An 18,126-nucleotide genomic window follows, 5' to 3' on the forward strand; every position below is an offset into this window, starting at 1 on the left:
AGGCGCCACGCCGGGCGCATCCCGGGTTTCACATTCCGGCGGGGTCCCAGCTTTCAAGGAGCGCGGCAATCAGCTCGGCCGCGCGCGCGAAATCCGCGACGTCCATCGCCTCGTCGGGATTGTGGGATCCGTTGCGGTTGCGGATGAAGACCATGGCCGTGGGCACCCCCTGCCCCGCAAAGACAGCGGCGTCGTGGCCAGCGCCGCAGGGCATGACCCGGGCCGGGATACCTGCCTTCTCGGCCAGGGCCGCCATCCGGTTGGTGACGGCCGGGTCCATGATCGCGGGCGTGCTGGTCGTCTCGGGGCCGAGGTTGAAGGTCACACCGTGACGCTGTTCGATCCGCTTGCAGGCGCCTTGCAGCTCCTTGCGCATCAGATCGAGCGTCTCCGCGTCCTGGCTCCGCACGTCGAGCGAAAAATTCGTGCGGCCGGCAACCTTGGAAAAGGCCGCTTCACCGAGCACCGTGGAGGACTGGCCGAACGTCACGGCAAGGTCATGCCCCTCCGCTTCCAGACGTTGCCAGGCTTCGTCCATGGCGACCACGAGATGGCTTGTCGCGAGCACTGCATCTTGCCGGGCAGACTTCGGCGTGGCGCCGGAATGCGCGTAGACGCCACGACAGCTGGCCTGCCGGTGGCGAAAGCTGCCCCGGATCCCGGTCACGAGCCCCACGGGGGTGTCCTCTGCCACCAGCACCGGCCCCTGCTCGATATGCGGCTCGAGAAAGAGGCCGATCCGGGCGGCGTCGAGGTAAGGCGTCCCTGCTCGCAGTTGCGCGGTATCACCGCCCGCCGCGTCGATGGCCGCACCGAGCGAGATGGCATCCCCCGCTCGCAGCACCCCGTCGAGTTCCCCTGACGCCAGCAGTCCGAAAGCTGCGCGGCTGCCGATATAGGAGGCTCCGAACCAAGTGCTTTCCTCGGCGCGCACCGCCATGATGGTCAGATCGACTGGCGGCTTTTGGCCCGCGGCGTGAAACCCGGCCGCCACCGCGAGACCCGCCAGCACGCCCGCCGCGCCGTCGAAATTGCCTCCGTCGGGTACGGAATCGAGATGCGAGCCGATCATCAGCCCCGGACCGTCGCTGTTGCCCTTCATCGTCAGGTAGAGATTGCACGCGGCATCGATCTCAGCGTGCATCCCAAGCCGCGTCGCCTCGCGCCGTACCGCGTCGTGGGCGATCTGCTCGCCCAGGCCGTACGAGGTGCGCGTAATGCCCGCGCCGGCGCTGCCCGTGCGTGCGCGCAGTTCGTCGAAAAGTCGTTCGGCAAGCGCGATGTCGGGGACGATCCCGGTTCGGGTCGTCGTGTCGGGGGCTGGGGCAGAGGTCATATCCGGGTCAATCTCTTGATGATGCTGTCCTGAACGCGCTTGAGGTGCGCAGTCATGGCGGTGGCGGCGGTCTCCCCGTCACTCCGGGCGACGGCATCGATGATGGCGAGGTGTTCGTGGCAGGTGTCGGAAAGCCGCTCAGGGATTGAACGCAGGTCGAACATCTGGGTCTGCCGGCGAAGCGAATGGATGATCTGGCTGAGCTGCGGGTTGCCCGCGGCATCGGCGATCTGACCGTGCAGGCGATCGTCGATCTCGCGCACCTTCGCCCGGTCGGCGCGCACGTTGTCACCAAGCGCGAGAAGCTCCTGCAGTTCCGCACGGAGCCCCTCGGTCTCTCCGTCCGGGACATGGCCGGCCGCCATGCGCGCGACCGTCGGTTCCAGGATCAGACGGATCTGCAGCGCATCGAGAAAGTCCTCCAGGCGCATCTGCTTGACCTGCAGCCCCCTCCCCTGGCGGATCAGCAGGCCCTCGCCCTCGAGGATCAGAAGCGCATCGCGTACCGGGGTGCGAGACATGTTCAGCGTCTCGGCCATGCGTCGCTCGTTGACCAGCTCGCCCGGTCGGGCGTCGCCCGCAAGAATCAGCTCGAGCACCTTTTCGTAGGCCTGAAGGGCCAGGCGCTTGTCGGGCGAACTCAGCATGGGCTCTCCTATCTTGGCTCGTCTGCTCATTTTTGACCCAGTTTTCTGGTCATCCGCAAGCTCGTGCGCCGCCAATACATGAAAAGAATTCTTTCGGTTGACGATTGGTATACTGAAATACTACGACCTTGGAAAGCCCTCACGACTCGTAAGGCCCGCACCGGAAGGACCTAAAGGTGACAGCCAAAGCCCAATCGCTCCTGCCCTTTCCCAAGGAAGACCTGCTTGCCCGGCAGAACCGCCTGCGCGCAGCGCTTCGCGAACGCGGAGCGGACGCGATGCTGGTCTTCAGCCAGGAAAGCCTGTTCTGGCTGACCGGGTACGACTCGGGCGGCTTCGTCTTCTTCCAGTGCGCCCTCGTGACCGCCGACGACCGGCCCATCGTGCTGCTGACGCGTCGCCCCGACCTGCTGCAGGCGAAGATCACATCGACGATCGAGGATGTGCGCATCTGGTGGGATGCGGACGACGCGAACCCCGCGGCTGATCTCAAAGACATACTTGAAGAACATGGCCTTGGTGGCGGGCGCGTGCTGATCGAGTTGAACACCCACGGCCTGACCGGCTGGAACCTCTGGCGCTGCCAGACGACCTTCGGCGACTGGTGCCGGCTCGAGGATGACGAACAACTGATCCGGAAGCTGCGACTCGTCAAAAGCCCCGCCGAGATCGAGATCATGCGCGAGGCGGGGCGCATCTGCGATCGTTCGCTCGATGCCGTCATCGACACGGCCCGTCCGGGCCTGCTCGACAGCGACCTGAAGGCCGCCTACCTCGCCTCGATACTGGGCGACGGGGCGGACATGCCGCCCAACGCGCCGATCTTCAATTCGGGCGAACGCGCGGTCTTCGGACGCGGCGTCACGGCGCCGCGGCGCCTCTCCGAGCAGGACCAGATCATGGTCGAGTACCCGGTCGCCTACCGTCATTACAACGTGAAGACCGAGTGGACGATCCTCTTTGGCAAGGTCCCTGACCAGCAGCGGCAGATGTACGACGTGGGCCGCGAAGTGCTTGCGAAGATGACCGACCTCGCGCGCCCCGGAAACACCCTTGGCGAGATCTTCGATGCTTACGCCGACGGGCTGGACTCGGCCGGCTACGGACGGGCGCGCTACGGCGCTACCGGCTATTCCGTCGGCATCTCCTACGCGCCCACCTCCATGGACGTGCCACCGATGATCTATCCCGGCGCTTCGCTCGTCTGCGAGCCGGGCATGACGCTGTTCTACCATGTCATGAACGGTGACGGGGACAGCGGGCTCGCCATGGGGGTCGGTCATACACTCGTCGTCACCGAGGGAGCGCCAGAGGTCATCACCGGCCTGCCCGATGACCTCACTGTCATCACCTGATCCCTCAACCGATCAAGAAGAAGCCGAAAACCGGCATACCAACAAGGAGAGTACCATGAGCCATTTCACCCTTACCCGACGCCACGTCCTGATGGGCATGGCCGCCGCCGGCGCCATACCCGGTGCAAGCTTCGCTCAGGGCAGCGAGCCGGTCCCGGGCGGCACGCTGAAGGTCAGTCACTCGACCCGGATCGCGACGCTGAACGTCCTGAGCAACTCCGGCCCGGCCGAATATCCCTGCATGGACATGCTCTATTCGGGCCTGACCCGGATGGGCTTCGACAACCAGCCCCAGCCCGACCTTGCCACCGAGTGGACTGCCAACGACGACGCGACCGAGTTCACGTTCTCGCTGCGCGAGGGCGTGACCTTCCACGATGGCACGCCCTTCACCGCGGACGACGTGGTCGCCACCTACGAAACCATCCTCAACCCCGATGTCCCCTCGGCGGCACGTTCGGTGCTGACCATGGTGGAAAGCGTCAAGGCGGTCGATGACCTGACAGTCAAGTTCACCCTCGCGGCGCCCTTCGCGGACCTGCCCTATTCCACGGCGCACGCCAACGCCCGCATCCTGTCCCGCGCGGCGCTCGAAGACGACATCTCCAAGCTCGACACCACCGCCAACGGCACCGGGCCGTTCAAGCTCGACACCTACGACAGCGCCCGCATGGTGCGCCTCGTCAAGAACGAGAACTACTACAAGCCGGGCCAGCCCTACCTCGACGCCGTCGAGATGATGCTCTTCCCCGACCTCGCCGCAGAGACCGCAAACTTCCTGTCGGGTGAAACCGACGTGATGCTGACCGTGCAGCAGGCCGACTACGAGCGGATCGCCAGCAGCAGCGGCATCGAGGGACAGCAGATCGGCGCCGGCCGCTACGTCTGCGTCGTCATGCGCCAGGACCAGGAGCCATGGAACGACGTCCGCGTGCGTAAGGCGCTCGGCATGGCCATCGACCGTCAGCTCATGGTGGACATCATCCTCGAGGGCCTCGGCCGTCCCGCCTACGACTCCATCGTGGCGCCCGAGCTCGAGTTCGCCACCGACAAGCCCGAGATCGCCTACGACCCGGAAGGTGCGCGCGCCCTTCTGGCAGAGGCCGGCTATCCCGACGGGCTCGACGTGACGCTCATCGCCTCCGACCGTCCCGCGATCCGTGCCCAGGCCGCCATCGTCATGCAGCAGACCGCGGCTGCCGCCGGTTTCAACCTCGAGATCCGCACGATGCCGCACGACACCTACCTCGCCGAGGAATGGATGCAGGGAGACTTCTACATCGGATACTGGGGCATGCAGCCCACGATCGACGCAACCTACAACCTCCTGCTGACTTCGGATGCCTCCTACCAGGATACCGAATGGAAGAACGAGGAATTCGACTCGCTGATCCAGCAGGGCCGTTCGACCGCAAATCCCGAAGAACGCGCGGAAATCTATGCGCAGGCGCAGGCCCTCGAGCTCGAGGACAAGCCCTACATCGTGCCCTTCTTCGAGGACGTCCTGACCGCGTCGCGTGAAAACGTGCACGAATGGAGCGTGGCACCCATCTCGCGCTTCTACTTCGTGGAAGACGTCTGGATGGACCAGGCCTGAGGAGAGACCGGTGAGCCTCGCCTACTTCCTACGCCGCTTCGGCGCGGTGCTGGTGGTGCTCTGCATCGTCAGCGTCGCGGTCTTCTCGATCACGACGGTCCTGCCCGGCAACGCCGCGCTCATGATCCTCGGCGAGAATGCCTCGGCCGAGAATCTCGCTGCGCTCGAACGCCAGCTCGGCCTCGATCAGCCGCTCATCGCCCAGTACTTCCAATGGGTCGGTGGCGTGCTTCAGGGCGATTTCGGCACCTCGTTGCGGTTGCAGCTCCCCGTGGCACAGGTGGTGGGCGACGCTTTCTGGAACTCCATGGCGCTGGCGGCCATCGCGCTTGTCAGCGTCACGATCATCGCCATCCCTCTCGGTACTCTCGCGGCCCTGCGCCGCGGGAGCGTTTGGGATCTCCTGATCGGATTGCTGTCCTACGTGGGCACGGCCCTGCCCGAATTCGTCACCGCGACACTCCTGCTGGTCTTCTTCGCCGATCCGGCCCGACAGCTGTTGCCCGCCGGCGGCTTCGTCTCGCCGACCGAGGATTTCGGGGGCTTTCTCGAACACGCGATCCTGCCCTCGGCAACCCTGGGCCTGATCCTCATGGCGCATATCTCGCGCCAGGTGCGCTCGGAGCTTTCCGAGGTGCTCTCTTCCGACTACGTCCGCGCGGCGCGGCTCAAGGGCCTTCGCGAAAAGCGCGTGATCCGGCGGCATGCCCTGCCCAACTCGCTCGCGCCTGCGGTGGCGGTCATCTCGCTCGACATCGGCTACCTGCTGGGCGGCATCATCGTGGTCGAAGAGATCTTTGCCTGGCCCGGTCTCGGGCGGCTGCTGATCTACGCCCTGCAGAACCGCGACCTGCCTGTCATCCAGGCGGTCACCCTGCTGCTTGCCGTGGTCTACGCACTTTCCAACCTGCTGGCCGACGTCGTGATCGCCAAGCTCGATCCGCGGGTGCGCTATGCGTAAGATCCTGAAATCCCCCACCGGTCTCATCGGCACGGTCCTGCTCGCCATAGTGTTCTTCGTCACGGTCTTCGGGCCATGGGTGGCGCCCTACGATCCGCAGGCTTTCGATCCGATCAACCGCCTCGCCGGACCGAGCCTGCAGCACTGGCTTGGCACCGACCAGTATGGACGTGACCTCTTTTCGCGGATGCTGAACGGTGCTCCCTCCACCGTGGCCTTCGGCCTCGGTGCGACGCTTCTGGGTGTCGGCGTTGGTTCGATCATCGGCGTCATTGCCGGTGTCGCCGGCGGGCGCACCGACAGCATCATCATGCGCATCCTCGACGGGATGCTCGCCATGCCCGAGCTGCTCTTCACCCTGCTGATCGTCACCTTCCTCGGCGGCGGCACGACGCAGGCCATGCTCGCGGTCGCCGTGACCTTCACCCCGGGCATGGCGCGTATCGCGCGAAGTTCGGTCCTGTCGGTGAGGACCCGCGAATACGTGCTGGCGGCGCAGGCCCGCGGAGAAAGCCAGTCCTGGATCGTCGGCCGCGAGGTTCTGCCCAACGCTTTGGGTCCGATCATCGTCGAGGCTACCATCCGCGTGAGTTTCGCCATCATGATCGGCGCAACGCTCGGTTTTCTCGGGCTCGGCGCGCAGCCGCCCTCGACCGAATGGGGCCTCATGGTCGCCGAGTCCCGCCAGTTCATGTTCCGCAACCCGTGGTGCGTCGCCGTCCCCGGCCTCGCCATCGCCATCACGGCCATGGGCTTCAACCTCTTCGGCGACGCGCTGCGTGACGCCTTCGATCCGAAAAGGTCGCACTGATGAGCAACCGCATCCGAACCGACGATGCCGGGTCGAAGATCGAGCGCCCGGTGCTCGACGTCAGCCATTACTCGATGCTCTACGACACCGAGGCCGGGCCGGTCACCGCGCTCGACGACGTGTCGCTCAAGATCTGGCGCGGCGAGACCCACGCGCTTGTCGGCGAAAGCGGCTCGGGCAAGTCCACCCTCGCCTGGGCCATCACCCGCTACATGGCCGACAACGCCCGCGACACGAACGGCGCCATCCTGCTGTCGGGCGAGGACATGATCGGCAAGAGCCGCTGGGACCTCGAAGCCCTGCGCGGCAAGCGCATCGCCATGGTGTTCCAGGACCCCTCTTCTTCGCTCAATCCGTCGATGCGCCTGGGCGATCAGTTGGCCGAGGTGCTTGTACGCCACCGCGGCATGACATGGGATCAGGCCCGCACCGAGGGCGAGGCGGCGCTCGATCGCACCGGCATCGCCAAACCGAAAGAGATGATGCAGCGCTACCCGCACGAGGCCTCGGGCGGCGAAAAGCAGCGCGTGGTCATCGCGATGGCATTTGCCTGCAATCCCGAGCTCATCATCTTCGACGAGCCCACCACCGCGCTCGACATCCTGACGGCCAACCAGATCCTCGACCTCTTCGTCCGCCTGCGCGAGGAGACCGGCGTTGCCGCGCTCTACATCACCCATGACCTCGGGCTGGTGGCACGGATCGCCAGCACGGTCTCGGTGATCCACAAGGGCAGCATCGTCGAGCGTGGCGACCTGTCGAAGGTCTTCGCCGCGCCTGAACACCCCTACACCCGCAAGCTTCTGGCGGCCCTGCCTCGCCCCGAGGATCGGCTCGCCCTGCCCGCCCCCGAGACCGACGCACCGCTTTTCGAGGCGCGCGATGTCGGCGTGAAATACAACACGCCCGGTTGGCTGACGCGCATTCTCGACAGCAACGCGGCGCCACTCTGGGGCGCCCGACACATCAGCCTCGACGTGCGGCCCGGCGAACTTCTGGGCATCGTGGGCGAAAGCGGATCGGGCAAATCGACCATCGCAAAGGCGGCGACCGGCCTCAATCCCTACGAGGGCGAGATTCGTTTCGACGGGCGCACCTTCCCCTCGCGGGATGACTTCGACCGGCAATACCGCCGCGAAGTGCAGATTGTCTTCCAGCACCCCGACGCCAGCCTCAACCCGCGCGAGACCATCGGCGGCATTCTTTCCCGCCCGCTCAAGCTCTACGGCCTCGTCTCCAGGGGCCGGGTCGCGGCCCGGGTGCGCGAACTGCTCGAGATGGTCCTGCTGCCCGCCGACTACGCCAACCGCTATCCCCACCAGCTTTCTGGCGGGGAAAAGCAGCGCGTGGCCATCGCCCGCGCCTTCGCCGCCGAGCCCAAGCTCGTGATCTGCGACGAGATCACAGCCGCGCTCGACGTCTCGGTGCAGGCGGCGGTGGCGCGGCTTCTGGTCAACTTGCAGAAGCGCTCCGGTGCAGCCTGCATCTTCATCACCCACGACCTCAACCTGATCCGTCAGCTGGCGCACCGCATCGTGGTCTTCCAGCGTGGCGCGCTGGTCGATGCCTTCGACGTCGCCGACGCCGGAACCCCCGACCGTCACCCCTACACACGCGCCCTGCTCGACGCCGTGCCGGTGCCGCACAGCGTCGATCTGAGCGCCGACCCGATGGAAAGCCTGACATGAGCGACCCCAAAGCCCTCGCCGAGGGCATCGACGCCCCGCACTGCCTGTCCCGCCTCGCGGAAATGGTGCAGCACAAGAGCTACTCCGAGACGGAGGGCGAACAGGTCCTGGCGAAACGCATGGTCGAGATCATGCAGGAGATCGGCCTGGACGAAGCCTACCTCATGCCGGTCGAAGGCGACCGCGTGAACGCCATCGGCGTCTGGAAGGGCACCGGCGGCGGCAAGAGCCTGCTCTTCAACGGCCACCTCGACACCAACCCGGCCACCGAGGGATGGACCGTCGATCCATGGGAAGCAAAGATCGACGACGACTTCATCTACGGCATCGGCGTGTCGAACATGAAGGCGGGCGACGCAGCCTACCTCTGCGCAGTCGAAACACTGATCCGCAACGGCGTCCGGCTCAAGGGCGACGTGATCCTGACCTTCGTCATCGGCGAGTTGCAGGGCGGCGTCGGCACGCTTGCGGCGGTGAAATCGGGGCTGCGGGCGGATTACTTCATCAATTCCGAGCCCTCGGACCTGCAGGCCATCACCATGCACGCCGCGGCCTTCACCTTCGTGATCGAGCTCGAGGGTGTGACCCGACACCTGTCGAAGCGCGAAGCCGCCGTCGACGCCATCCTCGCCGCCTGCGATCTCGTCCCGCGCCTGACCGAGATGACCTTCTCGGACGCTCCGAGCGAGGAACACCGCTCGATCAACCGCGTGCACGTGGTGTCATGAACGGCGCGCTCGGCCGCGATCTGCACGAATGGCGCCCTCCGCAGGTGGCCGATTTCGTGCGCCTCAAGGGCTCGGGCCGCTACGGCCCGGGCCAGACCGAGGAAAACGCCCTCGCCGACATGCGCCGTGAGCTCGAGGCACTCGAAGCCCGCTTCCCCGGCCTCAAGGCGGCTGTGCGGACCGAGGTCTCGGACGGCCGCCCGATCATGCCGGCCTTCGAAGTCGACAAGGCCAGCCGCATCGTCACCGCGCTCAACGCCGCTTACGAGAGCCTCCGCGGTCAGAAGCAGCCCACTGGCGCGATCACCCCGCCGGGCTTCTTCGGCACCGATGCCGGTCATCTCTTCGAGCACGGCGGCATGGAAGGCGTGGTCTGCGGGCCGGGCGGCAAATACAACACCATGCCCGACGAACGGGTCGAGATCACCGACTACCTCGACTGCATCCGGCTCTACCTGCTGACCATCTGCGACATCTGCGAGGTCGAATGACGGATCTTGCGACCGAGTACGCCGGGATTAGCGCCAACGGCACAGTCTCGCTCCGCTTTCCCGAAAGCGAATACCGGGCCCGGATCGCGCGCACCCGGCAGATCATGGCGCAGCGCGGCCTCGACGCCATGCTGGTCTTCGCGCAGGAAAGCCACTTCTACCTGACCGGCTTCGACACCGCCGGCTACGTCTTCTTCCAGGTCGGCATCGTCACCGCCGCCGACGCGCCGCTGACCTTGCTGACCCGGACACCCGACAAGCGCCAGGCCGAGGTCAACTCGCTCTACGACGACGTACGGATCTGGCTCAACGCCGAGGACATCGACCCGGCGGTCGAACTGCGCCACCTGCTGAGCGAGATGGGCCTTGCGGGCCGCAAGTTGGGCGTCGAACTCGCGACCTACGGCCTGACCGCCGCCAACTGGCGCGGGGTCGAAGCTGCGCTCGACGGGTTCTGCACGCTGGACGACGCATCGGACATCGTGCGCACACAGCGGCTGGTGAAATCGCCGCTGGAACTCGACTACACCCGTGCCGCCGGCAAGCTGGCCGATGCGGCCACCATGGCGGCAATCGAGGCCGCGAGGCCCGGCGCCTTCGACACCGCCCTTTCCGGCGCCGCCGTCACCGCCATGCTCGGCGCCGGCGCCGACATGCCCTCGGGCGGCCCGCTGGTCAACGTGGGACCGCGCGCCCTCTTCGGACGTGGCATCGGCGGACCCCGCCGGGTAGAAGAGGACGACCAGGTGCTGATCGAACTCGCGGGCTCGGCGTGTCGCTACCACGTGGTGATCGAGCACACGGTTTCGGTGGGACGCACCGACCCCCGGCAGCTCAGCCAGATGGGCGTCGCCATAGAGGCACTGGAGCGCATCAAGGAAGCGGCCGTCCCCGGCGAAAAGCTGGGCACGCTCGACGACATCCATCGGCGCGTCCTCGACGGCGCGGGTTTTGCCAAGGCGCGTTATGCGGCCTGCGGCTACGCGCTCGGCTGCACCTTCAAACCCACCTGGATGGACGTGCCGCCAATGATCTACACCGGCAACCCGCTGGTGCTCGAACCGGGCATGGTCTTCTTCGTGCACATCATGATCCCGGACACCGAAACCGGGCTCGTAGCCGGCGTTGGTCAGACCTTCGCCATCGGCGAGGACGGCCGCGGCGTGGAAACCTTCAGCGAGCTACCCCTGCAACTCTGGTCGGCCTGAGGAATTTCCCTGTCCTCGGGTCCCGTGCAGGGCAGGAAACCCCCGGCCAGTCCCCGGCCGGGGGTTTCCGCTTTTCAGCGTCAGGAGGCGAAAAGACCGTCGAAATCCGCGAAACCCTTGATCTCGATCGGATTGCCCGAGGGATCGAAGAAGAACATCGTCCGCTGCTCGCCGGGTTCGCCCTCGAAGCGGATCACCGGGGGAATGTCGAACTCCACGCCCTTGGCCTCGAGCCGCTCGGCCAGTGCCTTCCAGTCATCCAGGTGCAGCGCGGCGCCCATGTGGGGCATCATCACCATGTGATCGCCGACCTTGCCGGTGCGCGTTGTCTTGAAAGGTGTACCGAGGTGAAACGACAGCTGGTGGCCGAAGAAGTCGAAATCGACCCATGTGTCGGTCGAGCGCCCCTCGGAACAGCCAAGTACGTCGCCGTAGAAGGCGCGTGTCTCGTCGAGGTCGGTCACATGGATGGCGAGGTGGAAGAGGGATTTCATGTCTGGTCCGTTTCTGTTGGTGATCTCTGCTCTGCGTGCGCGCCTCAGGTCCCGGTGAAGGACCCCAGAAAGCGCGCGCGCACGTTTTCGAAATGATCCGCCATGAGCGTGGCGGCCGCCTCCTCGTCGCGCGCGGTGATCGCGTCGGCGATGGCCACGTGCTCGGCGGCCTGAACAACGAAGCTGTCGTTGGCGCGCGTGAGCGCCGACCGGCGGGCGATGCCGCGCTGCTCGTCGAGGATGGCGGGCAGGATCGTCAGGCCCGCCGCCTCGGCCACGGCCCGGTGAAACGCGCCGTCGTCCTGCCAGAAGGCATCAAACGTCACCTCCGTGCCCTCGGCCAGCGCCTGCATCCTGTCACGCGATGCCTTGAGGGGGGCGGTCTGGCCGTTCCGCGCCGCGCGCCGCGCGGCGGCGGTCTCAAGCTGGCGCCGAAGGTGGAGGATCTGCAACAGCTGCTCCACCGAGACCGACCGCACCAGCACCACGCCGTTGTTCAGCCGGTCAATCATGCCTTCCTTCTCGAGCCGCGACAGCGCGACCCGAAGCGGTGTGCGCGACACCCCCAGCGTCTCGGTCAGTGCACGTTCCGACAGCACCGTCTCGCCCGGGATGCGACCCGAGGTGATGTCGTCGCGCATCTTCTCGTAGGCGGTATCCGAAAGCGTGGCGGCACTCATGCCTTGGCCTTCCGCATGGCGCCCTCGACAGGGGTCACCACTGTCTCCGGCACCCCCCCGTTCAGCGCCGTGACCACGTGGCCGGCCGCGCCCACCGCGACGCGACGCAGGGCCTCTTCGGTGGTCCCGCCAAGATGGGGCGTGAAAATCACGTTCGAAAACGCGGCAAGCGGCCCCTGCGCCGCACCGTGGCTGTAGACGTCGAGCGCAGCACCACCAAGGTGGCCGCTGCGCAGGGCCTCGGCCAGAGCCATCTCATCCACTAGCTCGGCGCGGGCCACGTTCACGAGATGCGCGCCGGGCTTCATCGCGGCCAGGCTTGCAGCGTCGATCATGTGCAGCGTCTCCGGTCGGACCGGTGCATGCAGGGTCACGAGATCCGCCTGCGCCAGCCCGTCTTCCAGACTGCCGACCTTCTCGAACCCGCCGGTATCCCGCGCGGAGGGCGAGTGGACGAGCACCCGCATGCCAAAGGCCGCCGAGGCCATCTGCCCGAAGCGCCCGCCGATATTGCCCCACCCGACAACCAGCAGCGTCTTTCCTGAAAGTTCGGAAAAGCTGATCGACTCGCGGAATCCTCGCCGTCCCTTACGCTCCCAGCGGTCGGCGGCGGGCACCCCTCGAGCGAGCGCCAGTGCCAGCCCGAGCGTCAATTCCGCCACCGACTGGGCATTGGCGCCGGGCGTGTTGGCGACAAGAACCCCGCGTTCGATGGCGGCCTCCTTGTCGACGGCGTTGTGGCCTGTGCCATGCACCACGACCGCCCGCAGCCGGTCGGCGGCCTCGAAGGCGATGCGCGGAAAACCGGCATCCCGCGTGATTGCCGCATCGCAACCCGGCACCGCCCGCGCGATACCCTCGGCATCCGGCGTCTCGCAGAAAACGGGCTCGATCCCGTTCCGGCGCAGCAGCGCGAGACCCTCTTCATGGACGGGCTGGACGATCAGACATTTCATTCGGACGGCGCCTTTTCGCTGGCGGTGGCTGGGACCTCGTCGAGGTGCTCGAAGATCGCGTCGCGCGCATGGGAGAGGTGCGCCTCCATTTGCGCCGACGCCGCATCGGCATCGCCCTGCCGCATCGCGTCGATCATGCCAAGGTGCTCGCGGCAGCCGAGCTCGAACCGCTCGGGCACCACCCGGTGATCGAAGATGCAGGTCCGCATGTGCAGGTCGTGGATGACCTTGGCGACGGCGGGGTTCCCGGCGGCAATGGCGATGGTGCCGTGAAACGTCCGGTCGACGTGCCACTGCAGGTCATCCTTGCCCGGCCCACCGCGCATCAGCGCGCGGACCTCATCCTCAAGGCCGTCGAGTTCCTCGGGCAGGATGCGCCCCGTCGCCGCACGGATGGCCGAGGGCTCCAGCGTCCGGCGCAAGAAAAAGATCTCCTCGATCTCCTCCGACCCGATCCGGCGAAGGCGAAGGAAGCGGCCCGACTGTTCGGCAAGCCCCTCGCTGCGGATGCGGGCAATGGCCTCGCGCACCGGCGTCCGTGACATGCCGAGATCCGTGCAAAGTCGCGACTCCTGCAGCGTGTCGCCGGGCTTCAGCTCTCCCTCGAGGATCCGGCGGATCAGTTCGCGATAGGCGGTCTGCGAAAGGCTTTGTCCGCTCATTGGTGATCCTCCGCCAGGTCATGGCCCATGACTTCCTCGGGCGCCACGATGCCCCCGACCAGGTCGCACGCCAGCAGGAATTCCGAGCTGAGCGCCCCCGCCACGTCCGGTACCAGCCCCCCCAGCACCTCGGCAACCCGCGCCCGTTCTTCCAGAACGATCTCCTCGGCAGCGTCGCGACCGACAATTTCGAAGCGCAGTTCCGTACCGGTCGGCATCTGGGCCAGCCGCGGCAGATCGCACGACAGCACCGTGGCGATCTTGGGATAGCCCCCGGTGGTCTGCGCGTCGGCCATGAGCACGACGGCCCGGCCCGAGGCGGGCGCCTGGATCGCGCCCGGCACGATCCCGTCCGAGACGATGTCGTGCCCGCCAGCCGCGGGCAGGTCCGGCCCGTCCAGCACCATGGCCATCCGGTCGCGCTGTCGCGTGACCTCGAAGATGCCCGAGGTCAGACGATCCAGAACCTCGGGATCGAAGTAGTCGTCCTGCGGCCCGGGAACGACGCGAACCGGTGTGCCGGGCGCGATCGCCCCGGGGCGGTAGACGGGAACACGCGGCCGGAGGCAGGGCTGCCCGGGATCATCCTCACCAAGCGGCAACACGTCCCCGGCGGCCAGTGCACGTCCCTCCAGACCGCCAATCGCAAAGCGCAGGTGTGTTGCGCGCCCCCCCAGCATCTCGGGCACGGCGATCCCGCCCGAAACGGCGACATATCCCCAGGTCGCACCCTCCAGCGCGCCGATCTTCACGACCTCTCCGGCCTTGACCGCGTGGGACTGCCCAGCCGGCATCACCCGGTCTCCGAAACGGACATCGCACGCCCCTCCGGTCACCGCGAGGCGCAAGTCGCGCCCGGCCCGGAAGCTGCCGCCGAACCCGGTGAACTCCAGCGTCGCCGCCCCGGGTGCATTGGCGCAGAGCGCGTTCGCGAAATCCATGGCGGGGCGGTCCATCGCTCCGGCGGCGGGCACACCAAACCGCTTGTGACCAAGGCGGCCTTGATCCTGAACCGACAGCATCGGACCGCAGGACAGGACTTCGAGACTCATCGGTCGCCCTCGGGCGCCGGGGTAATTTCGCCCGATGCAATACCCCGCGCGATCGCGGCGCCCTCGTCCTCGGCGACAGGGACGAAACGGATCCTGTCTCCGGCCGAGAACAGGAACGGCACCTCCCGCTTCGGGTCGAAGGCGCGCCAGGGCGTCCAGCCGATGAACCGCCACCCGGAGGGACCCGAGACCGAGTTGATGCTGCCCTGCTGCCCGCCGATGCCGATGGCGCCCGCCGGGATCGACTGGCGCGGTGTGGCCAGCCGCGGCGTATGAAGCGCCTCCGGCAGACCGCCGAGATAGGCAAAGCCCGGTGCGAAACCGATCATGTAGACGCGGTAGTCCGCCCCCGAATGCAGCGCCACGAGTTCGGCCTCGCTCATCGCCTTGTCCTGGGCCAGCGCGCCCAGATCCATCCCGATATCACCGCCGTAGACCACGGGCACCCGCCACGTCCGACCGATGTCCGCGCCGATCTCCAGCGCCCCTATGCGCGCTTCAAGCTCCGCTTCCAGCACGGCGCCGCGCACATGTCCCGGATCGTAGGTGACCAAAAGCGACCTGTAGGTCGGCACGCATTCAAGCACCCCTTCGACGGGCGCATCATCCAGGGCGCGGGCGAGGGCAATGACCCGACGGTTCGCGTCTTCGTCGATCCGGGTGCCGAACTGGACCGAGATCGCGGCCTCGCCCACAGGCAGAAAGACCGGCCTCTGCGCCGTTCCCTCGCACCGCTCTGGCCCCTGCCCGCTCATCCCGGAAAACCCTCTTCGCCGTCCTTGTGTTTTCAGTATTCCAACAGTATCCGGAATGCAATCACCCGGGTCGGTGTCCTTTCCAGGGAAACGCTGGCCCACACGAAAGCGGGGAGAAAGCGAATGCCGGTCACTCTCGATCTGAACTGCGACATGGGCGAAAGCTTCGGCGCCTATACCGTCGGCGACGATGCCAGGATGCTCGAAACCGTCACCACCGCAAATGTTGCCTGCGGCTTTCACGCCGGCGACCCCTCGGTGATGCGCCGCACCATAAGACTTGCCCGCAAGGCGGGTGTCGCCGTCGGAGCGCACCCCTCCTTCATGGATCTCTACGGCTTCGGGCGGCGTCGCATCTCGGGCGAACGCCCCGAGGATCTCGAGGCACAGCTCATCTACCAGATCGTCGCGATGCAGGGCATGGCCGAGGTCGAGGGCCATCACATCACGCACGTCAAGACGCACGGCGCCTTGGGCAACATGGCCGCAACCGACCCCGACCTTGCCGCACTCTGCGTGCGCGCCGTTGCTGCTGTGGACGCATCGCTGGTCTATGTCTCGCTGCCCTACTCCGAGACCTTCACCGCGGCCGAGAAGGCCGGGCTTACCGTCGCCTGCGAGATCTACGCCGACCGCAGCTACACCGACGCGGGCGAACTGACTCCACGCACCGAACCCGGCGCCGTCATCCACGACATCGCACGGAACACCGATCAGGTGCTCGAAATGGTGCTGAACAAGCGCATCCCCACCACCGGCGGCAAGCGTCTCGAGGTCGAACCCGCGACGCTCTGCATCCATGGCGACACGCCCGGCGCTCCCGGCATCGCCGCCGCCCTGCGCGCGCGACTTGAGGAAAATGGCGTCACCATCGCCCCTTTCGCCGGACCCGGACGCTGATACCGAGCCCGCCACTCGACATACCACACAAGGACCAGGCCATGCCCCTGCTGACATCCGACGCCAAGGGCGTCTTCGTCATCTCCGTCACCCCCTTCACCGACAAGGGCGAGATCGACTTCGACAGTCTCGACCGCGTCGTGGACTTCTACTTCGACAAGGGCGCGGACGGGCTGACCATCCTCGGCATGATGGGCGAGGCGCCCAAGCTTACGCAGGCCGAAAGCCGCGCCGTCGCCGAGCGCGTCATCAAGCGGGCGGGCGACAAGCCCGTCGTTGTCGGCGTCTCGGCCCCCGGGCTCGCCGCCATCGGCGAACTGGGCAAGGCCGTCATGGACATGGGCGCCGCCGGCTGCATGGTCACGACCCCCGGCAGCCTCAAGACCGACCCGCAGATCCACGGCTACTTCGCGCAGGTCGCCCGCACGCTCGGCGTGGGCGTGCCCATCGTGCTGCAGGACTTCCCGCTCTCGACTGGGGTGAACATCTCGGACGAGGTGCTTGGCCGCATCATCGACGATATTCCCGAAGTCGTCATGCTCAAGCACGAGGACTGGCCGGGCCTGTCCAAGATCACCAAGCTGCGCCGCGCCGAGGCCGAAGGCCGCCGCCGGATCTCGGTCCTCTGCGGCAATGGCGGCGTCTTCCTGCCCGAAGAGGTCGCCCGCGGCGCCGACGGAGCCATGACCGGTTTCGGCTACCCCGAAATGCTGGCCGATGTGGTGCGCCTTGCAGCCTCCGGCGATCAGGATCGCGCGCAGGACATCTTCGACGCCTACCTGCCGCTCGTCCGCTACGAGCAGCAGCCCGGCGCCGGGCTTGCCGTGCGCAAGCACGTGCTGGCGCAGCGCGGCGCCATCGCATCGCCCGCCCTGCGCGCCCCCGGCGCACCGCTCACCCCCGAGGCCGTGGCAGAGGTGGATCGCCTCGTCGCCCGGCAGGAAAAACGACTGAAGGAGCTGAACTGATGGACCTGGGACTCAAGGGAAAGACCGCACTAGTACTCGGCGCAAGCCGCGGACTGGGTTCCGCCAGTGCCAAACTTCTGGCCGAGGAAGGCGCCACCGTCATCGCTGCCTCGCGCAGCGGCACCGCCCCGGGCGAGGGCATGGAAGGGGTCAAGCTCGACCTCGCCGACGTCGCCAGCGTCGATGCCCTCGTGGCGCGACTGAAGGACCAGCCGGTCGACATCCTGGTAAACAACTGCGGCGGTCCCGCCGCGGGGCCCGCCAAGGGTCAGAGCGCCGCCGCCTGGCAGGCCGCCTTCGAGGCCATGGCCGCGCCGATCTTCCGCATCACCGACGCAGCGCTTCCGGGCATGACCGCGAAGGGCTGGGGCCGGATCGTCACCATCGGATCGTCCGGCATCGTCCAGCCGATCCCCAACCTCGCGCTGTCGAACGGCGTGCGCGGTGCCATCGCCGGGTGGTCCAAGACGCTCGCCGAAGAGGTGGCCGGCGACGGCATCACGGTCAACATCGTCATGCCCGGCCGCATCGCGACCGACCGCCTGGCGCAGCTCGACGGCATCAAGGCCGAGAAGACCGGCGCCTCGCTCGAGGACGTGCAGGACGCCAGCCGCAAGACCATCCCCGCTGGCCGCTACGGCAAGCCCGAGGAATTCGGCTCGGTCGTGACCTTCCTCTGCTCCGCGCAGGCGGCCTATGTGACAGGCTCCATGCTGCGCGTGGACGGCGGAATGATCCGGGGTCTCTGATCCCCACGGGGCATCGCCGGCGTCCGGACCGGCGGTGCCACACCGGACGGCCGACGTCCGGAATACCCGACCTGACAGAATTTTCTTT

At 66.9% G+C, this 18,126-nt stretch carries 19 protein-coding genes; 11 read left to right on the top strand and 8 right to left on the bottom strand.

Annotated features, from left to right (window positions below; translation table 11 throughout):
- Positions 1-28: 28 nt before the first annotated feature.
- Positions 29-1,336, bottom strand: a complete 1,308-nt coding sequence (locus C8N44_RS16130; protein ID WP_107977812.1) for a Zn-dependent hydrolase — start codon at positions 1,334-1,336, stop codon at positions 29-31.
- Entirely contained in the window at positions 1,333-1,983 is a 651-nt protein-coding gene (locus tag C8N44_RS16135) for a GntR family transcriptional regulator (RefSeq protein ID WP_158274072.1), read from the bottom strand. The genes C8N44_RS16130 and C8N44_RS16135 overlap by 4 nt, the downstream gene beginning before the upstream one ends.
- Positions 1,984-2,159: 176 nt before the next feature.
- On the opposite strand from C8N44_RS16135, the gene C8N44_RS16140 reads away from it, so the two are divergent.
- From C8N44_RS16140 to C8N44_RS16170, 8 genes are read left to right on the top strand one after another with little or no spacing between them, the layout of a single operon-like run.
- Complete coding sequence (locus C8N44_RS16140) at positions 2,160-3,338, top strand: M24 family metallopeptidase (protein WP_107977814.1); 1,179 nt, start codon at positions 2,160-2,162, stop codon at positions 3,336-3,338.
- 55 nt (positions 3,339-3,393) lie between these two features.
- Complete coding sequence (locus tag C8N44_RS16145; RefSeq protein ID WP_158274073.1) at positions 3,394-4,935, top strand: ABC transporter substrate-binding protein; 1,542 nt, start codon at positions 3,394-3,396, stop codon at positions 4,933-4,935.
- Positions 4,936-4,945: 10 nt separating this feature from the next.
- Positions 4,946-5,896: an ABC transporter permease gene (locus C8N44_RS16150; RefSeq protein WP_107977816.1), complete on the top strand. Its 951-nt coding sequence runs from the start codon at positions 4,946-4,948 to the stop codon at positions 5,894-5,896.
- Positions 5,889-6,707 (top strand): ABC transporter permease, encoded by an 819-nt coding sequence (locus tag C8N44_RS16155; RefSeq protein WP_107977817.1) that lies wholly within the window; start codon positions 5,889-5,891, stop codon positions 6,705-6,707. Before C8N44_RS16150 ends, C8N44_RS16155 begins: the two co-directional genes overlap by 8 nt.
- Positions 6,707-8,395 (top strand): dipeptide ABC transporter ATP-binding protein, encoded by a 1,689-nt coding sequence (locus tag C8N44_RS16160; RefSeq protein WP_107977818.1) that lies wholly within the window; start codon positions 6,707-6,709, stop codon positions 8,393-8,395. The genes C8N44_RS16155 and C8N44_RS16160 overlap by 1 nt, the downstream gene beginning before the upstream one ends.
- Positions 8,392-9,123, top strand: a complete 732-nt coding sequence (locus tag C8N44_RS23655; RefSeq protein WP_210204173.1) for a M20 family metallopeptidase — start codon at positions 8,392-8,394, stop codon at positions 9,121-9,123. The genes C8N44_RS16160 and C8N44_RS23655 overlap by 4 nt, the downstream gene beginning before the upstream one ends.
- Positions 9,120-9,614 (top strand): M20/M25/M40 family metallo-hydrolase, encoded by a 495-nt coding sequence (locus C8N44_RS23660; RefSeq protein ID WP_210204174.1) that lies wholly within the window; start codon positions 9,120-9,122, stop codon positions 9,612-9,614. Before C8N44_RS23655 ends, C8N44_RS23660 begins: the two co-directional genes overlap by 4 nt.
- Positions 9,611-10,822, top strand: coding sequence for a M24 family metallopeptidase (locus C8N44_RS16170; RefSeq protein WP_107977819.1), 1,212 nt, complete (start codon positions 9,611-9,613; stop codon positions 10,820-10,822). The genes C8N44_RS23660 and C8N44_RS16170 overlap by 4 nt, the downstream gene beginning before the upstream one ends.
- Before the next feature lie 80 nt (positions 10,823-10,902).
- Here the strand turns inward: C8N44_RS16170 and C8N44_RS16175 are convergent, their stop codons facing one another.
- From C8N44_RS16175 to pxpB, 6 genes are read right to left on the bottom strand one after another with little or no spacing between them, the layout of a single operon-like run.
- The gene (locus C8N44_RS16175; RefSeq protein ID WP_107977820.1) at positions 10,903-11,316 is read right to left on the bottom strand and encodes a VOC family protein; all 414 of its coding nucleotides are present in this window, start codon (positions 11,314-11,316) and stop codon (positions 10,903-10,905) included.
- A 44-nt stretch (positions 11,317-11,360) separates the two neighbouring features.
- Positions 11,361-11,996, bottom strand: coding sequence for a GntR family transcriptional regulator (locus C8N44_RS16180; protein ID WP_107977821.1), 636 nt, complete (start codon positions 11,994-11,996; stop codon positions 11,361-11,363).
- Complete coding sequence (locus tag C8N44_RS16185; protein ID WP_107977822.1) at positions 11,993-12,952, bottom strand: NAD(P)-dependent oxidoreductase; 960 nt, start codon at positions 12,950-12,952, stop codon at positions 11,993-11,995. The genes C8N44_RS16180 and C8N44_RS16185 overlap by 4 nt, the downstream gene beginning before the upstream one ends.
- On the bottom strand, positions 12,949-13,614 hold the full coding sequence (locus C8N44_RS16190; RefSeq protein ID WP_107977823.1) for a GntR family transcriptional regulator: 666 nt from the start codon (positions 13,612-13,614) through the stop codon (positions 12,949-12,951). The genes C8N44_RS16185 and C8N44_RS16190 overlap by 4 nt, the downstream gene beginning before the upstream one ends.
- Positions 13,611-14,666, bottom strand: coding sequence for a 5-oxoprolinase subunit C family protein (locus C8N44_RS16195; protein ID WP_107977824.1), 1,056 nt, complete (start codon positions 14,664-14,666; stop codon positions 13,611-13,613). The genes C8N44_RS16190 and C8N44_RS16195 overlap by 4 nt, the downstream gene beginning before the upstream one ends.
- Positions 14,663-15,421 (bottom strand): 5-oxoprolinase subunit PxpB, encoded by a 759-nt coding sequence (pxpB, locus tag C8N44_RS16200; protein WP_107977825.1) that lies wholly within the window; start codon positions 15,419-15,421, stop codon positions 14,663-14,665. The genes C8N44_RS16195 and pxpB overlap by 4 nt, the downstream gene beginning before the upstream one ends.
- A 123-nt stretch (positions 15,422-15,544) precedes the next feature.
- On the opposite strand from pxpB, the gene C8N44_RS16205 reads away from it, so the two are divergent.
- From C8N44_RS16205 to C8N44_RS16215, 3 genes are read left to right on the top strand one after another with little or no spacing between them, the layout of a single operon-like run.
- Entirely contained in the window at positions 15,545-16,321 is a 777-nt protein-coding gene (locus tag C8N44_RS16205) for a LamB/YcsF family protein (RefSeq protein ID WP_107977826.1), read from the top strand.
- A gap of 41 nt (positions 16,322-16,362) precedes the next feature.
- Positions 16,363-17,289 (top strand): dihydrodipicolinate synthase family protein, encoded by a 927-nt coding sequence (locus C8N44_RS16210; protein ID WP_107977827.1) that lies wholly within the window; start codon positions 16,363-16,365, stop codon positions 17,287-17,289.
- Positions 17,289-18,038, top strand: coding sequence for an SDR family oxidoreductase (locus C8N44_RS16215; RefSeq protein WP_107977828.1), 750 nt, complete (start codon positions 17,289-17,291; stop codon positions 18,036-18,038). Before C8N44_RS16210 ends, C8N44_RS16215 begins: the two co-directional genes overlap by 1 nt.
- The last annotated feature ends 88 nt before the right edge of the window (positions 18,039-18,126 follow it).

The organism is Allosediminivita pacifica (assembly GCF_003054175.1).
Lineage (GTDB): Bacteria > Pseudomonadota > Alphaproteobacteria > Rhodobacterales > Rhodobacteraceae > Allosediminivita > Allosediminivita pacifica.

What these genes read in the sequence shown, in the direction of transcription:
- C8N44_RS16130 (WP_107977812.1), bottom strand. Translation starts at nt 1,336, where the DNA reads ATGACCTCTGCCCCAGCCCCCGACACGACGACCCGAACCGGGATCGTC.
- C8N44_RS16135 (WP_158274072.1), bottom strand. Translation starts at nt 1,983, where the DNA reads ATGCTGAGTTCGCCCGACAAGCGCCTGGCCCTTCAGGCCTACGAAAAG.
- C8N44_RS16145 (WP_158274073.1), top strand. Translation starts at nt 3,394, where the DNA reads ATGAGCCATTTCACCCTTACCCGACGCCACGTCCTGATGGGCATGGCC.
- C8N44_RS16155 (WP_107977817.1), top strand. Translation starts at nt 5,889, where the DNA reads ATGCGTAAGATCCTGAAATCCCCCACCGGTCTCATCGGCACGGTCCTG.
- C8N44_RS16160 (WP_107977818.1), top strand. Translation starts at nt 6,707, where the DNA reads ATGAGCAACCGCATCCGAACCGACGATGCCGGGTCGAAGATCGAGCGC.
- C8N44_RS23655 (WP_210204173.1), top strand. Translation starts at nt 8,392, where the DNA reads ATGAGCGACCCCAAAGCCCTCGCCGAGGGCATCGACGCCCCGCACTGC.
- C8N44_RS23660 (WP_210204174.1), top strand. Translation starts at nt 9,120, where the DNA reads ATGAACGGCGCGCTCGGCCGCGATCTGCACGAATGGCGCCCTCCGCAG.
- C8N44_RS16170 (WP_107977819.1), top strand. Translation starts at nt 9,611, where the DNA reads ATGACGGATCTTGCGACCGAGTACGCCGGGATTAGCGCCAACGGCACA.
- C8N44_RS16175 (WP_107977820.1), bottom strand. Translation starts at nt 11,316, where the DNA reads ATGAAATCCCTCTTCCACCTCGCCATCCATGTGACCGACCTCGACGAG.
- C8N44_RS16180 (WP_107977821.1), bottom strand. Translation starts at nt 11,996, where the DNA reads ATGAGTGCCGCCACGCTTTCGGATACCGCCTACGAGAAGATGCGCGAC.
- C8N44_RS16185 (WP_107977822.1), bottom strand. Translation starts at nt 12,952, where the DNA reads ATGAAATGTCTGATCGTCCAGCCCGTCCATGAAGAGGGTCTCGCGCTG.
- C8N44_RS16190 (WP_107977823.1), bottom strand. Translation starts at nt 13,614, where the DNA reads ATGAGCGGACAAAGCCTTTCGCAGACCGCCTATCGCGAACTGATCCGC.
- C8N44_RS16195 (WP_107977824.1), bottom strand. Translation starts at nt 14,666, where the DNA reads ATGAGTCTCGAAGTCCTGTCCTGCGGTCCGATGCTGTCGGTTCAGGAT.
- pxpB (WP_107977825.1), bottom strand. Translation starts at nt 15,421, where the DNA reads ATGAGCGGGCAGGGGCCAGAGCGGTGCGAGGGAACGGCGCAGAGGCCG.
- C8N44_RS16205 (WP_107977826.1), top strand. Translation starts at nt 15,545, where the DNA reads ATGCCGGTCACTCTCGATCTGAACTGCGACATGGGCGAAAGCTTCGGC.
- C8N44_RS16210 (WP_107977827.1), top strand. Translation starts at nt 16,363, where the DNA reads ATGCCCCTGCTGACATCCGACGCCAAGGGCGTCTTCGTCATCTCCGTC.
- C8N44_RS16215 (WP_107977828.1), top strand. Translation starts at nt 17,289, where the DNA reads ATGGACCTGGGACTCAAGGGAAAGACCGCACTAGTACTCGGCGCAAGC.